The sequence below is a fragment of the Rhizobium alarense genome (assembly GCF_021555155.1).
Classification (GTDB): domain Bacteria; phylum Pseudomonadota; class Alphaproteobacteria; order Rhizobiales; family Rhizobiaceae; genus Rhizobium_D; species Rhizobium_D alarense.
Genome location: NZ_JAKGBU010000073.1, coordinates 1 through 15,615, shown reverse-complemented (window position 1 = coordinate 15,615; position 15,615 = coordinate 1). Strand labels below are relative to the sequence as shown.

General features: G+C 67.0%; 12 protein-coding genes. 7 read left to right on the top strand and 5 right to left on the bottom strand.

Annotation, left to right across the window (positions count from 1 at the left end; genetic code table 11):
• Positions 1-45 precede the first annotated feature (45 nt).
• Positions 46-3,936 (bottom strand): peptidoglycan-binding protein, encoded by a 3,891-nt coding sequence (locus LXM94_RS19810; protein ID WP_235773190.1) that lies wholly within the window; start codon positions 3,934-3,936, stop codon positions 46-48.
• Positions 3,937-4,436: 500 nt separating this feature from the next.
• On the opposite strand from LXM94_RS19810, the gene LXM94_RS19805 reads away from it, so the two are divergent.
• The 7 genes from LXM94_RS19805 (at position 4,437) to LXM94_RS19775 (ending at position 11,286) form a co-directional block, all read left to right on the top strand.
• Complete coding sequence (locus LXM94_RS19805; RefSeq protein ID WP_235773189.1) at positions 4,437-6,230, top strand: acyl-CoA dehydrogenase C-terminal domain-containing protein; 1,794 nt, start codon at positions 4,437-4,439, stop codon at positions 6,228-6,230.
• Positions 6,231-6,297: 67 nt separating this feature from the next.
• Complete coding sequence (locus LXM94_RS19800; RefSeq protein ID WP_235773188.1) at positions 6,298-7,506, top strand: acetyl-CoA C-acetyltransferase; 1,209 nt, start codon at positions 6,298-6,300, stop codon at positions 7,504-7,506.
• Between the two features lie 15 nt (positions 7,507-7,521).
• Positions 7,522-9,732, top strand: a complete 2,211-nt coding sequence (locus LXM94_RS19795) for an FAD-dependent oxidoreductase (RefSeq protein ID WP_235773187.1) — start codon at positions 7,522-7,524, stop codon at positions 9,730-9,732.
• A 319-nt stretch (positions 9,733-10,051) separates the two neighbouring features.
• Positions 10,052-10,261 (top strand): cold-shock protein, encoded by a 210-nt coding sequence (locus LXM94_RS19790; protein WP_235773186.1) that lies wholly within the window; start codon positions 10,052-10,054, stop codon positions 10,259-10,261.
• Positions 10,262-10,385: 124 nt separating this feature from the next.
• Positions 10,386-10,670 (top strand): cold-shock protein, encoded by a 285-nt coding sequence (locus LXM94_RS19785; protein WP_235773185.1) that lies wholly within the window; start codon positions 10,386-10,388, stop codon positions 10,668-10,670.
• A gap of 58 nt (positions 10,671-10,728) precedes the next feature.
• Positions 10,729-10,965 (top strand): 30S ribosomal protein S21, encoded by a 237-nt coding sequence (gene rpsU / locus LXM94_RS19780; protein ID WP_235773184.1) that lies wholly within the window; start codon positions 10,729-10,731, stop codon positions 10,963-10,965.
• Between the two features lie 96 nt (positions 10,966-11,061).
• On the top strand, positions 11,062-11,286 hold the full coding sequence (locus LXM94_RS19775; RefSeq protein WP_235773183.1) for a hypothetical protein: 225 nt from the start codon (positions 11,062-11,064) through the stop codon (positions 11,284-11,286).
• 1,047 nt (positions 11,287-12,333) lie between these two features.
• Here the strand turns inward: LXM94_RS19775 and LXM94_RS19770 are convergent.
• The 4 genes from LXM94_RS19770 to LXM94_RS19755 form a co-directional block, all read right to left on the bottom strand.
• Positions 12,334-12,747, bottom strand: a complete 414-nt coding sequence (locus LXM94_RS19770; RefSeq protein WP_235773182.1) for a tellurite resistance TerB family protein — start codon at positions 12,745-12,747, stop codon at positions 12,334-12,336.
• Between the two features lie 173 nt (positions 12,748-12,920).
• On the bottom strand, positions 12,921-13,751 hold the full coding sequence (locus LXM94_RS19765; protein ID WP_235773181.1) for a thermonuclease family protein: 831 nt from the start codon (positions 13,749-13,751) through the stop codon (positions 12,921-12,923).
• Positions 13,752-14,414 (bottom strand): S24 family peptidase, encoded by a 663-nt coding sequence (locus tag LXM94_RS19760; RefSeq protein ID WP_235773180.1) that lies wholly within the window; start codon positions 14,412-14,414, stop codon positions 13,752-13,754.
• A gap of 100 nt (positions 14,415-14,514) precedes the next feature.
• Positions 14,515-15,396 carry a DMT family transporter gene (locus LXM94_RS19755; RefSeq protein WP_235773179.1) on the bottom strand — a complete coding sequence of 294 codons (882 nt, stop codon included), beginning with the start codon at positions 15,394-15,396 and terminating at the stop codon, positions 14,515-14,517.
• Between the last annotated feature and the right edge of the window lie 219 nt (positions 15,397-15,615).

The following is a 15,615-nucleotide window of genomic DNA, read 5'->3' as shown; positions in this document are numbered from 1 at the left end:
GGGCGGGAATTCCCGCCCTCGACCCGGCACGGGGCGTGATGCCCGCTACTTGTTGCGCTTCAGCAACTCCGTCACCAGCGCATCGTCGATCTTGCCGGTCTCGGCTTGTCCGACGGACTTCTGGAAGGCCTTGATGGCGGCAACGGTCTTGCGGCCCATCTGACCGTCCGGCGTGCCGGCATTGAAGCCGTTGTTGTTGAGGATCGCCTGGATGTTGCGGATCGCCCGCGCCATGTCGACGGTCGCCGTCTTCGTGCCCTTGCCCGCCCATTCGTCGGGAAGGTCGACGGTGTTCGCCTTGTCGTCGAGCGGCAGCGGCTTCCACAGATCGAATTTGGCCTTGGCGCTCGTCAGTTGCTCCGGCCGCATGGCGTTTGCCACCTCGTCGCGTTTCGCCGCCGCATCCCGGTCGCCTTCGCGGGCCGCGACCGCGAACCACTTGTAGGACTCTTCCAGGTCCTGCGGCACGCCGTTGCCGCGCGCATAAAGGATCGCGAGATTGAACTGGCTGTCGCGCACGCCGAGATCGGCGGCCTTCTGGAACCAGGTCGCCGCTTCCTTGAAATCCGCAGCCGAACCGCCGCCGCCGGTCGCCAGCAGGACGGCGAGATTGTGCATGGCGCTCGCATTGCCCTGGTCGGCCGCAAGCCGGTAGAGCTCACGCGCCCTGGCGAGATCGCGCTCGACGCCCTGGCCCTTCTCGTAGAGGTTCGCCAGACGGTACTGCGCAGGCGCAAAGCCGCGGTCGGCGGAAAGCTGGTACCACTTCAACGCCTCGCCCATGTCGGTCGTCACGCCACGGCCGTCGGTATAACGCGCGCCGACCTCGAAGAGCGCCAGGCTGTCGCCCTCGGAGGCGGCCTTGGCGAGCGAGGGCGGTGTGATTGCTTCGGGGACGGCGATCGTCGCCGCCGTTTCCGGCGGCTTCGCCTCGCCGGCAACCGGCTCGAGGCTTTGCGTCCCGTCCGCCGTCGGCAGCGCCTCTTCTTCCGTCGCAAGAGCCGCATCGGCGCCCGTCGCAGGCAGCGGTTCGAAGCCGCCGGTTGCGGCGCCGGCGTCGTCGGCCGGGCTCGTCATCTGCGACTGGCCGCTGTCAGGCGCTTCGGCTGCGATCCGGTTCGTGTCGCCGTCTGCAAGCGGCACCGCATCATCCGCCGCGACGTCCGCCGGCTTTTCTGCAGTCACCGCATCCGGGGTGGCGTCCAGCACCTTGCTGTCGGCCGCATCGTCCTGCGCCGTCGCCGGCACTTCGGCGACATTCGCGGTCGCCGGCACCGATTCGCCGGTCAGCGTGCTCTCGGCCGGATCGGCCGCGGTCTGCTCGACGGCGGCCGGCGCCGGCGCCTTGTCGCCACGCACCATCGTGTTGACGAGCGGATAGGACATGATCGCGAGCAGCACGGCGCCGACGGCAAGCAGGATCGGGCGACGGTGGCGGCCGAGCGCGGAGCCGCCCGTGGAGCCCTTGGCATCCTTCCCCTTCGCGACGCTCCTTTTCTGCGGAGCGACCTTGGACAGCGTGTCGGATTCCTCCGCTGCCATGCGGGCGGCACGGCGCGCGGCGGCGATGAAGTCTGTCTTGTCGCCTTCGACCGGGGCGCCCGAGAAGTTGGACGTCTGCTGGCTGGCCCGGACACGCTCTAGGATCTTGCGCACGTCCGGCCCGCCCGAGCCCGGTTCCAGCAGCTCGTTCGCCACTTCCGGCGCAAGTTCGTCGCCCGGATCGAGCGAGGGTGCCGGGTCGACCTGCTGACGGACGGACGGCGCCGTTTCGTCCTTGCGGCCCGGTGCGAAACGCCGGGCGAGGCCCGCGATAAGGCTCTTCTTCGCCGGACGGTCCTTTTCAGCGGAAGTGGCCTTTGCGGCCTCCGCCGCCAGGTCCGCGGCGGCGGCGATCTCCGGCTCGTCCTGGACCTCCATCGGCTCGACGACCGGCGCGGTCGCGAAGCTCATCGGCGCCTCGCGCACCGGCTCCGCAGTGCCCCCGCCAAAGTCGTCGTCCTCGAAGGGATCTTCGGTGACGTCGAAGGACGGAGCGTCGGCGCGCGGCATGGCGGGTGCCGTTTCGCGTCGGCGCGACACCGGCGCCTCGCGCGGCTGGTCGAGTTCCTCAAGCCGGCCCGCGATCTGCACCAGCGTCTCGTGCAGCGCGTCGAAGGTGCGCGCGGTACGCTCCTCGCTGGAGCGCGTCAGATCCTCGAGCACCCGCAGATCGTCGGCGAGCGCCGAGATCGCGGCCATGTCCGGCGACGATCCCGGCTGGCCCATGCCGTTGCGCTGATAAGCCTCCATCACCGCTTCGGCGGCCTGGCGGGCCGCCTCGATGACATATTCGTCATTTGTCGCCATGTATTCCTCGATCGAGGCCATGCGACGGTCGAGGTCGACGGGAAGAGCCGACGGCTCCATGAGGGCTGCCGCCTGCGGCTGGCTGATCAGCGTCGACAGATGGGCGATCTGCGCCTCGAGGCCGCGCAGCGCCTCGTTGTCCTCGGCCGGGGCCGTGCCGGTGCGGTCAAGGCGGTCGGCGATCGCGAGCAGCCGGTCCTCGATCGAGGCGAGGCCGTGCGTCGGAAAGGGCGAAGCGGCCGGCACGTCCAGCTCGTCGATGCGGCGGGCGAGATAGTCGAGCCGTTCCGCGAGCACGTCGCTGACGGCGCCCTGGTCGAGGGCGTCGATCTTGCGCGAAATGTCGGACAGGTAGCCGGTGAGGTCCGGCCCCGCTGCCGGAGACTGGTGAACCTCGGCGAGGAAGCGCGACAGCTGGTCGAGCCTCTCCTCGAGCCGGAGCACGGCCTCCTCGTTGGCGATTTCCTCGACGCGCGCCGCCAGCGCCTCGATCCGCGTGGCGACACCCTGTTCGGGCAACGGACGATGGGCGATGGTGTCGACCTGCGAGGCGAGGTCGGCAATGCGGTTCTCGAGCCGCTGCACGACGGCGAGATCGGCGGCGCCGGCCTGGACGCGGCCGCTGGCGGCGATCGCGCGGCTGATTTCGTCGAGACGGGCGTCGAGCCCTTCGAACTGCGAAACGAGGCGGCGGTCGTCGGGCTGCTGCACGCTACGGCCGAGCGTCTCGACGGCCTGCGCCATCATCTGCAGCTTGCTCTCGAGGTCGCGGATCGCCGGTGTCGCGCTGACAGTGCTGATCTGCGCCTTGAGCTCATCCAGCCGGTAGGCAAGCGCCACGAGTTCGTCGTCACGCCCCACGTCGAAGGCTTCGAGCTTGCGCTCCACGCCGTTCCAGCGGTCCTCCATGCGGCGGACGGAGTCCTCGCGCGCCAGGCCGTCGAGCACGGAACGGAGTTCGTCGAACTCGACGCGCAGGCTCTCCGCCTCCGGCGTCGCCGACTGCCGGCCGAGCTGCTGGATGCTGGCGGCAAGGCGCTGCAGGTCGTCGCGCATGTCCTCGCCGTGGCCGCGGCTTTCGGCCACCTGACGGATGCCGCGCATTTCGGCCCGCAGCGCATTCATCTCGCGCTCGAGGCCTTCCGACATGTCGCGCTTCAGCTCCAGGCGCAGGTTCACCAGTGCCTGGGCGATATCCTTCATCGCACTATTTGGCATCGCGGTGTCGGGCTGCGCGACGGCCGGCTGGTAGGCCTGCTGCGCCTGGCGGCTTGCCGCGTCGTGGTCCTGCGAGGCCGAACGGCGCTCGAAGCGGGACGGTGTGCGCTCGCGGCCCGCCTCGAGCGCGCGCTGGCGTTGCATGATCTCGGTGACGGGATCCTCGCGCAGCGGCGCCTGGCGCGGCGTCTCGTAGCGGCCGGTTTCCGGTCGGGCGAAGCGCTCTTCCATGCCCCGGCCGCGCGCGGTGTCGCGGCCGCCCGACATCAGTCCCTCGATCCGCGCCTCCAGCCCCTCGATGGTGCGGTTCAGCGCATCGAGCGACGACCTTTCGCCCTGGCGTGGAGGAATTGCTCGCGATCCGTTCATCTTTTTCGCCTTGGTTGGCGGCCTTCCGGCCGCCGGGTGAACCTTGCGTCGCCGCGGCCAAGGGCCAGCGCCGCGTCATTCAACGTGTACCGGGCAGATCGGGAATTCCATTCGCGCCCGGCAGTCTCGTCCCCATGCGCTCGTCCGGCAACGTCTAACAGCGTCGACTTTTCCGGACCTGTCGCATGGTCGGCAGGCAGAATACGAATGACCGACTCTTAAATCGCGACCTGCCCGTCAGCGTCACATTTCACGAAACGTGGTAAACAAGCGGTTAATCGGCACCGTATTTTTTTAACGATTTGCTCATAGACTGCCGGACGGGGCGGAGAGGAGCCGCCGGGAGGGTCTTTCCGTACATTCATCCTGCCTGCCGGGCAGCGGACCGGCCGCGAAAAATGTCGTCGGCTGAATTTTGACGTTTACGCAAACGTCAAAGTTTTATAATATCCGTCGAAAGACCGGACGATCGTCCGAGGGACATGGCGAGGAACCCGACAATGCCCATCTACAAAGCCCCCGTGAATGACACGCTGTTCGTCCTCAACGACGTGCTCGGTCTCGAGCGCTTCAACAACCTGCCGGGCTTTGCCGACGCAACGCCGGACATGATCGAAGCGATCGCCGGCGAGGCGGCGAAGGTGGCCGAGGAAGTCCTGTTCCCGCTCAACCTGCCGGGCGACCAGGAAGGCTGCAAGCGCCGCGACGACGGATCGGTCACGGTGCCGAAGGGCTTCAAGGAGGCCTACGACGCCTATTGCCAGGGCGGCTGGATCGGCCTTGCCGTACCGGAGGAGTTCGGCGGCCAGGGCCTGCCCTACACGCTGCACGCCGCCGTCGGCGAATACATGTCGTCGGCCAACATGGCGCTGATGATGTATCCGGGCCTCACCCAGGGCGCGATCGCCGCGATCCTCGTGCATGGCTCGGACGAGCAGAAGGCAACCTACCTGCCGAAGATGATCGAGGGCTCCTGGTCGGGCACCATGAATCTCACCGAGCCCCATTGCGGCACCGACCTCGGCCTGCTGCGCACCAAAGCGGTGCCGAACGGCGACGGCTCCTACAAGATTTCCGGCCAGAAGATCTTCATCTCCGCCGGCGAGCACGGCATGACAGACAATATCGTGCATCTGGTGCTCGCCCGCATCGAGGGTGCGCCGGAAGGCACGAAGGGCATCTCGCTCTTCATCGTGCCGAAGGTCCTCGTCAACGAGGACGGCACGCCCGGCGCGAAGAACGGCGTGTCCTGCGGCGCGATCGAACACAAGATGGGCATCCACGGCAACGCCACCTGTGTCATGAATTACGACGCGGCGACCGGCTACCTCATCGGCGCCGAGAACAAGGGTCTCAACGCCATGTTCGTGATGATGAACGAGGCGCGCCTCGGCGTCGGCCTGCAGGGGCTTTCGGTCGCCGAGGTCGCCTATCAGAATGCCGTCGCCTATGCCCGCGAGCGGATCCAGGGCCGTTCGCTCTCCGGCGCGAAGGCACCGGACAAGAAGGCCGACCCGCTCATCGTGCATCCGGACATTCGCCGCGCGCTGATGACCATCAAGGCCTGGAACGAGGGCGGCCGCGCCTTCCTGCTCTGGACGGCGCTGAAGTCCGACATCGCGCACCGCGCCGTCGACGAGAAGGAGAAGCAGGCAGCCGACGACATCCTCGGCCTCGTCACGCCGATCCTCAAGGGTGTCCTGACCGACAAGGGCTTCGACCATGCCGTCATGGCCCAGCAGGTCTTCGGCGGCCACGGCTATATCGAAGAGCACGGCATGAGCCAGTATGTGCGCGATGCACGCATCGCCATGATCTACGAGGGTGCCAACGGCATCCAGGCGCTCGATCTCGTCGGCCGCAAGCTCGGCATGAACGGTGGTCGCGCCGTCATGGCGCTCTTCAAGGAGATCGGCGATTTCTGCGAGGAGAACCGCGGCGACGAAAGCCTCTCCTTCTTTACCAAGCATCTGAAGAAGGGCTTGAACGACGTGCAGGCCGCGACCATGTGGTTCATGCAGAATGCGATCGCCAAGCCCGACAATGCCGGCGCCGGATCGACCGACTACATGCACCTCTTCGGCCTCGTCGTCGTCGGCTACATGTGGGCGAAGATGGCGAAGGCCGCCAACGAGGGACTTGCCGCCGGCGGCGAACGCGAGGACTTCCTCAAGGCCAAGCTTGTCACCGCAAAATTCTACATGGAGCGCATCATGCCGGAAACGGCCGTCCGCAAGACCCGCATCGAGGCCGGCGCCGACACGATGATGGAACTGGCGGCGGAGGCATTCTAGTCTCGATAATTGCTTGGCCCATCGCGATATTTGACGGCGCGTTTGTGCCGCTAGGGAGAAGAGAACAATGACCGACGTCTACATCTATGACCATGTGCGCACGCCGCGCGGGCGCGGCAAGAAGGACGGCTCGCTGCACGAAGTGCCGTCCGTCCGCCTCGCCGCCAAGGTGCTGGAGGCGGTGCGCGACCGCAACGGGCTCGATACGGCCAAGGTCGACGACATCATCATGGGCTGCGTCGACCCGGTGATGGACGCGGGTTCGGTGATCCCCAAGGCCGCCGCCTTCGAGGCCGGCTATTCGACCAGGGCGCCCGGCATTCAGTTGTCACGCTTCTGCGCGTCCGGCCTCGACGCCGTGAATCTTGGCGCGGCGAAGATCGCTCAGGGCGCCGACGACATCGTGATCGCCGGCGGTGTCGAGTCGATGTCCCGCGTCGGCCTCGGCATGTCGGGCGGCTCATGGTTCATGGACCCGTCGGTCAACTTCCCGGCCTATTTCATGCCGCAGGGCGTCTCGGCCGACCTGATCGCCACCAAATACGGCTTTTCCCGCGACGACGTCGACGCCTATGCCGTCGAGAGCCAGAAGCGCGCCGCGCACGCCTGGGAGAACGGTTATTTCAAGAAGTCCGTCGTGCCGGTGAAGGATATCAACGGCCTGACCATCCTCGCCCATGACGAGCACATGCGGCCGGGCACCGACATGCAGGCGCTGGCCTCGCTCAATCCCTCCTTCCAGATGCCCGGCGAGATGGGCGGCTTCGAAGCCGTCGCCATCCAGGCGCATCCGGAAATCGAGGGCATCAATTACGTGCACCATGCCGGCAATTCGTCCGGCATCGTCGACGGCGCCGCCGCCGTGCTGCTCGGCTCGAAGGAGGGCGGCAACATCCTCGGCACGAAGGCACGCGGCCGTATCAAGGCCTTTGCCAATATCGGCTCCGATCCGGCGCTGATGCTGACCGGCCCGGTCGACGTCACGGAAAAACTGCTCGCCCGCAGCGGTATGGCGCTTTCCGACATCGATCTTTTCGAGCTCAACGAAGCCTTCGCAGCCGTGGTTCTGCGCTACTGCCAAGCTTTCGACATCCCGCACGACCGGATCAACGTCAACGGCGGCGCCATCGCCATGGGCCATCCGCTCGGCGCGACCGGCGCGATGATCCTCGGCACCGTGCTCGACGAGCTGGAGCGCCGCGACCTGAACACCGCCCTCGTCACGCTCTGCATCGGCGCCGGCATGGGCACCGCGACGATCATCGAACGCGTCTGATTTCGGGAGGACGACATGAGCTACACGAACTTCACCATCGAGACCGACGCCGACGGCATAACGCTCGTCACCTGGGACATGCCCGGCAAGTCGATGAACGTCTTCACCGTCGAAGTGATGGACGAACTCGACCGGATCATCGACCAGGTCGTCGCCGACAGCGCCACCAAGGGCGTCGTCATCACCTCCGGCAAATCCTCGTTTTCCGGCGGCGCCGATCTCTCCATGATCAAGGCGAGCTTCGATCTCTTGAAGGATGCGCAGGCCAGGGATCCGGCCACCGCCGTCGAAAAGCTCTTCGAAGCCACCGGCCGCATGACCTGGCTGTTCCGCAAGCTGGAAACCTGCGGCAAACCCTGGGTCTCCGCCATCAACGGCACCTGCATGGGCGGCGCCTTCGAGATGTCGCTCGCCTGCCACGGCCGCGTCGCCTCGAACGCCAAGTCCGTCAAGATCGCCCTGCCGGAAGTCAAGGTCGGCATCTTCCCCGGCGCCGGCGGCACCCAGCGCGTGCCGCGCCTTGCCAATGCACAGGACGCACTGCAGATGATGACCACCGGCTCGTCGCTGACCGGCGCGCGCGCCAAGGCGATGAACCTCGTGCATCAGGTCGTCGCCCCGGAGGAGCTGATCCCGGCGGCGAAGAAGATGATCCTCGACGGCCTGAAGCCGGTTCAGCCCTGGGACGAGAAGGGCTTCAAGGCGCCGGGCGGCGGCATCTGGACGCCCGCCTCGGCCCAGCTCTGGCCGGCAGCCCCCGCGATCCTCCGCCGCGAGACCGCCGGCAACTATCCGGGCGCACTCGCCATCCTCAAATGTGTCTATGAGGGCCTGCAGGTGCCGTTCGAGACGGGGCTGAAGATCGAGCAGCGCTACTTCACGCATATCCTGCAGACGACCGAAGCCTTCTCGATGATCCGGTCGCTGTTCGTCTCCATGCAGGAACTCGGCAAGGGCGCGCGCCGCCCGGCCGGCGTAGAAAAGTCGGAGTTCAGGAAGGTCGCCGTCGTCGGCGCCGGCTTCATGGGCGCCTCGATCGCCTATGTGACGGCTGCGGCCGGCATTCCCGTGGTCCTCATCGACCGCGACCAGGAGGCCGCCGACAAGGGCAAGGCCCATTGCGAAAGCCTCGTCACGGGCGCTGTCGGCAAGGGCCGGATGTCGAAGGAGGACGGCGAAAAGCTGCTCGCCCTCATCACCCCGACGCCGGACTATGCGGCGCTCGCCGACGCCGATCTCGTCATCGAGGCCGTCTTCGAGGACCGCACGGTCAAGAAGGAGGTCACCGAGAAAATCGAGGCGGTGCTTCGCGAGGAGGCAATCTTCGCCTCCAACACCTCCACGCTGCCGATCACCGGCCTTGCCAAGAACTCCAAGCGCCCCGGCCAGTTCATCGGCATCCACTTCTTCTCACCGGTCGAGAAGATGATGCTGGTGGAAGTGATCCTCGGCAAGGAGACGGGCGACAGGGCACTTGCCACCGCGCTCGACTATGTCGCCGCCATCAAGAAGACGCCGATCGTCGTCAACGACACGCGCGGCTTCTACGTCAACCGCTGCGTCTTCCGCTACATGGCGGAGTCCTACGACATGCTGATCGAGGGCGTGCCGGCGGCGATGATCGAGAATGCCGCCAAGATGGCCGGCATGCCGGTCGGTCCGCTGTCGCTCAACGACGAGGTCGCCGTCGATCTCTCCTACAAGATCTTCAAGGCCTCGATCGCCGATCTCGGTCCGCAGTCGGTCGATCCGCGCCACATGGACCTGGTGACGAAGCTGGTGGAAGGCGAAGGGCGCCTTGGCCGCAAGGCCGGCAAGGGCTTCTACGACTATCCGCCGAAGCCCCAGAAGAAGAAGCTGTGGCCGGGCCTGAAGGACCTCCACCCGCAGCAGAAGCCCGAGGATGTGGACGTGACGGTGCTGAAGGAACGCCTGCTCGTCACCATCGCGCTCGAAGCCGCCCGCACCATGGAAGAGGGCATCGTCACCGATCCGCGCGAGGCCGATGTCGGCTCCATCCTCGGCTTCGGCTTCGCGCCCTATACCGGCGGCACGCTCTCCTACATCGACGGCATGGGTGTGAAAAACTTTGTCGCGCTGTGCGAAAAGCTTGCCGCCAGATACGGCAGCCACTTCCGGCCGACGGCCCTCCTGAAGGAGATGGCCGCCAGGGGCGAGACCTTCTACGGACGGTTCGATCCCTACGGGAAACGGCAGGCCGCCTGACCGGCCCGGCAGACATCGAAAGGGCGGCGGCGAGCCGCCCTTGTTCGTTCGGCGACGCGACAGAATAAAACCCCGGCTCCTCGAAAAGGAATTCGCAGACAGCCGGCGAAATCCCGCATTCCCGGGCGCTTTCACGAGAAAATTCCAGAAAAATTCCGGCCAGCCATTGCGTTTTTCAAAATAAACTTTATATACAGCCTATCGAAAACTGCTTGCGACCTTTGTCTTCGAGCCACTAAGCTCCGTCAGATTTCCTCTCAAGATCGATCATACCGGACAATATATCGTCCGATTACACTAGCGATGAAAGGAAATCGTTATGAATTCAGGTACCGTAAAGTGGTTCAACAGCACCAAGGGTTTCGGCTTCATTCAGCCTGACGATGGCGCAACGGACGTGTTCGTTCACATTTCGGCCGTCGAACGCGCGGGCCTCGGCTCGCTGGCGGAAGGCCAGAAGGTCAGCTACGAAATCGTCCGCGACCGCAAGTCCGGCAAGAGCTCGGCCGACAACCTGCGCGCAGCGTGAATTGTCGTTCCTCTTCGCTGACCACGGATGTACTGGCAGCAAGAGTTGAATGACGGGAAGAGGTCGGGGTAACGCCCGGCCTTTTTGTTTCCATCACCATGCGGAACACCCTTGGGAGGGCGCCATGAGCCGGGCAGGCTATGTGATCGGCGACACGGTCGTTCTGAAGTCCGGGCTCTCCCGCTCCGCAGGCGACGAGAGGACATGCCGGATCGTCGGCATCCTGCCGGCCGATCACGGCGAGGCCCAGTATCGGGTGCGTGTCGGCAACGAGACATATGAGCGGCGCATCGTCCAAAGCGACATCGACGCTGCCGAAACGGCGGCACCCGCACCGGAAAGAATGTCGTCCGAGACGCGCCGGCCCGAGCCTTGGCTCAAGCCGCTGACCACGCGGGCGGACAGATAGTCCGCCCCGTTCCGACCCACTCCAGAACACGGCACCGCCGTATGCGAAAGGATATCCATTGCAGGTTCTCGTCAGAGACAACAATGTCGACCAGGCGCTCCGCGTCCTGAAGAAGAAGATGCAGCGCGAAGGTCTGTTCCGTGAGATGAAGGCGCGCAGCGCCTATGAGAAGCCCTCCGAGAAGCGGACCCGCGAAAAGGCCGAGGCCGTGCGCCGGCAGCGCAAGCTCGCCCGCAAGAAGCTGCAGCGCGAGGGTTTGTTGCCCGCACCGAAGAAGGTGGTTCGGCCGCGCTGAACGGGTGCCGGTTTCCGGCTGCCTCAGGTCCTTGCAGCGGGGCGGCGGCTTCGCCCCCCTGCGCCATGTCCAACCTGCTGAACGAAGGGAGAAGCCATGACCGCCACCAAGGACGCATTCTTCAACCCCGTCAAACTCTCGGCCCGTGACAAGGCGTCGGCGACCGACCACACCGCGCGTGCCATCATCGCCGCGGAGGCCGCGGCCCGCGAGAAGAAGACGATGAAGCTCAAGGCCCTGCGTCTCGAGCAGCCGCCGGCCGAAGAGCCCGTCCGGCCACGCAAGGGCGGCAAACGCACCACGCCGGGCGGCGGCGCCTGACGGCTGCCAGGCCGCGCCTGCGTCGAGCGAACGCCCTTTCGACGGCTGCCGGAGCTGTCCGGCCTGTTGCGGGTCCATCGCCCGGACGGGATTTCTGTGCCCGCCGCATGCGGCCCGCTTCCGCCGCACGCCGGACCAATCCCCCGCCCGCTCCCTCTGCCGCAACGCCGCGCAGCGCCCCCGGCGCCGGCAGTCGCGGCGGCCGCAGGCGCCCTGCGGCGCCTCCAGCAGCTCCGCCGCGCATATCATGATCTTGCGGTCGTCCTCGGTCATGGCGGGCATCGTCGTCTCCTCGGGGTTGGGGGCGTCCGCTCCGCGGCGCCGGCGGGCATGTCCGGCCTGCGGCGCAGCCGCTTCGCCCACGCCCGCCGCCGCGCCGTGGTTTTGCGAAACTTTTGGACGGGGCGCCGCAAGCTGCCTCGTAAAGTAATTTTATATGGCCCCTTGCGGCGCCCCGTTCGGCGGTTTGTGCCCGGACTTCGGTCGCTCTGCGAAAGCCGGGGCCGGTGGGTGTTCGCCGTCGGTTTCCGGTTGCCCGGCGGACGATGCCGACGCACCTCCGGTGCCCGGCCCCCTTGTGTGCCACACAGGCACGCCCGGCGCCGCGGTGGGGGAAAAAACGGCAGGCCCGGTCCGACGCCCCGCCGCCTTCCCCCGTGCACCGGAGGGAGACCAGTTTCCACGGACCCGGTGTGTGGGACTTCGCGTCTCATTCCCACGCCCCGCGCCGACCCCGCCTCGCCGCAACGCCTTGCGGTGTATCCGTGGACGGGATGGGACGATTGTAGGCACAGGTTCGGAGGGCGGGGAAAACGGGGATGGCGGGGCGTGAGCCGCGCGTTTCTTCTCCCTGGAGGAAGAAGAAACGATTTCAATATCTTAGCGCAAGCCAAGTGTTGGAAATCGCAGATGAGGGGGCGGCGGCCCCGCTTGTGTCGACCGTCGCCGTCCCCCTCACCAACAAAATCTGAGGTTTAGCCTTCGGCTAAGCCCTCGATTTTGTATCCTCTCCCTCGTTGGGGAGAGGAAACGGCGGGCGTCGTGGGTCTAGGGGCGACGGAAGCGGGCGATGGCGCCGCGCTCGATGGCGGCGCAGGTGAGCTTGTCCAGGCCGAGACGGTCGCGCAGCATCTGCAAGAGCCGGATTTCCTCGTTGCGGATGCGGTGGTCGGCCGCGGCAACCTCTACGGCAAGCGCATAGGCGGTGTCGGCGAGGTGCGGCGGCACGGCCTCGCGGATCACTTCCAGGGCGATATCGAGCCCCTCCGGCCCGTCGATGAGGGCCGTGCATTCCTGCGAGACGTGCAGCAGGTGCGCGTCGTCGAAACCTTCGAAGACGGGCAGGAAGCGGACCAGCCGGCCGATCCGTTCCAGTTCGCGGTCCGTCATCGCCGAATCGACGGCGGACATCATGACCATGACATAGACGAGGGCATCCTGGTGGCCGAGCTGATGGGACATGGGATCCTTTCAAGGGGCAGCGGGTATCAACACGGGCGATGCGCGTCCCGGCCGCTTCCGCCGGATTTCGGCCAGCATCCCCGGACGGCCTGCCGCCGGACCGCCGCCTGCAGCCGGCCCGCGGCAAGGGGACGGGCAACGAACCGTTATGCCCTGAGCGAGGCCCCCCACAGCTATTGGCCATCGGGCCCGAAGCCGTCAAGGGCGGCGCCGGAGCCGAGCGGATTGTCGTGACGGATCGTCGGGCGGCTGCGGCTCTTCAGGCGCGGCCGCGGATCGGGCCCGAAGAGGCCGCGCTTTTCCGCCTGCGCCGTCTCCATCAGCGCCTGCCGCGCCGCGTTTTCCGCCCCCTCCTCCGCCTCCGCCCAGCCGTTCTCGAGCAGCCAGCCGACGAGATCGACGCCGGCCGACGAGCAGGACGCCCGGATCGTGCCGGTCCATTGCGCGCCGTCGACGGTGCAATCGACCGTGCGGCCGCGCAGGAAGGTCGCAAGGGCGGTGCGCGCCATGCGGCCGCAGGGCCAGCGCCGGTCCGTCGTGCACTGCCGGTCGATCGGAAGCGGCTTCACGCCCTCAAGATCGAGGAGCCTGCCGGAGAAACCCAGCCGCGACGCGGTCATGACCATCGGCCGCGCGAGCGCCGTGCGGGGCCGCTCATCCGCAGCCAGCGCCGCCTCCGCGTCTTGCCGTGCGCTCTCCTCCGGCGCCGCGCCGCCGACCTCCGGCAGCGGCGCGCGCTCGACCGTCACGGGCTCGCCGATCGCGTCCTCCGGTTCCGCCGGCGCCCCGGCGGCGGGATCGATGGGAATATCCTCCTCCATCCCCGCCTCCGGGACCGCCTCGGTTTCGGGCACCTCCAGGGCGAACTCGGTGCCGGCCTCCCGCCCGCGGATCGCGGCGGCGCCGGCAAGCACGATCGCGGCCGTCAGGACGAGGCAGACAACGGCACCGGCCGCCGCCTTCAGCCGACCGGTCGTTCCCGGAACGATCGGAAACGCCGCCATCTACTGGCTCGCCCAGATGATGCGGGCAATCCACTCGATGTCGCCGATGTCGAACGACCGGTTCGCGTGCTCCGGGTTGAGGGAAAGGAGCTCGATCGAGCGCGGCGACTGGCGGTGCAGCACCTTGGCCATGACCTCGCCCTCGCGCGTCTTGACCACGACGCGGTCGCCGCGGCGCACCTGCGCGCCCGGCTCGACGATCAGCACGTCGCCGTCGCGGTAAAGCGGCATCATGCTGTCGCCCTGCACTTCCAGGGCGTAGACGCCGGGCTTGCGGTCCGGCGAGGCCGGGAATTCCACGACGTCCCAGCCCTGGCCGGCCGGAAAGCCGCCGTCATCGAAGAAGCCGCCGGCGCCGGCCTGGGCGAAACCGAGCAGCGGGATCGTGCCCGTCTGCGGCGGAAAGGCGCCCTGCGGCAGGCCACCCGCACGCTCCGGCGCCTGCAGGGCGATGAACTCGTCGATCGTCGCACCGGTCGCGTCCAGCACCTTGGCGATCGATTCCGTCGACGGCCAGCGCAGCCGCCCGTCAACGCCGAGGCGCTTGGACTTGTTGAAGGAGGTCGGATCAAGGCCCGCGCGGCGCGCCAGACCCGAAGGCGAAAGCCGGTGCCGCTCGGCAAGGGCGTCGATCGCCGCCCAGATCCTGTCGTGGGAAAACATCGTCACGTTTCCTGGTCATCCCGGACCGGTATCCGGTCCGATCGGTGCCCGGAGCATAGCGGAGCCGTGTGCGGGAGTAAAGCAAAAAGGAATATAATCCTCACTCCTTAGAGCGCTCGCGCCGCGCCACGACGCTCTCGCGCCAGACAGTGAAAATGCCGGCCGCGACGACGACCAGCGAGCCGACGATCATGTTGGCGCTGAGACGCTCGCCGAAGATCGTGACGCCCATGACTGCCGCCAGCACGAGCTGGAGATAGGTGAGCGGCTGGACCGCCGCGGCGTCGAGCAGATCGTAGGCCCGGATCAGGAAATAGTGGCTCGACGTGCCGGTGATGCAGAGCAGCGCCATCCAGATCCAGTCGACCGGCGCAAGCGGCGTCCAGTAGAAGGGGCCGACCAGCGTCATCGCGGCGGCACCGGCGACGCCGGTATAGAAGAAGCTCGTCGCCGCCGTGTCGACGCGGCTGACGAGCCGCGTCGCGATGACATAGAAGGAGAAGGTGGCGGCGGCGGCGAGCGGGATGAGCAGGACCGGCTCGAAGCGGCCGCCCCCGGGCCTGAGGATCAGCAGCACCCCGGCCAGGCCGACGGCGATCGCCGTCCAGCGCCGCCAGCCGACCCGTTCGCCGAGAAGCGGCATCGAGAGAAGCGCCACGAAGAGCGGCGTCGCGGCGAAGATCGCCTGCGAATGGGCAAGCCCGACGAGCGTGAAGGACGTGATGACGACGACGATCTGCGCGGCGAGGATGACGCCGCGCAGCACCTGCAGCACCGGCCGGCGGGTGCGGACCGCCGCGCGCAAGCCGCCCGGCGCGCGCGCCGCCACGGCCGTCACGAAGAGGGCGAAGGCCCAGAAGCGGATCATCGAGATGAAGACCGGCGGATAGCTGGCGCCGAGGTGCTTGGAAATGCCGTCCTGCACCGAGAAGATGACGATCGCCAGGAGGGTGAAGATATAGCCGTCGCGCTTCGCGTTCATGGTCCGGACTTATAACCCGGCGAAACGGCTTTGCACGCGTCTTTGCGCCTTCCGCGCGAAAATGGCCATGTGCCCGGATGCGGCAGGCATCCGGGCACGATATCGGCCTGTGCGGGCGGTCAGCGGCAGACGCGGACGCGCCTGATGACGAGGTCGCCCCACTTGTTGTAGCGGCGGATCTTCTTCCAGTAGCAGTGGCCGTAGCCATAGCCGTCATAG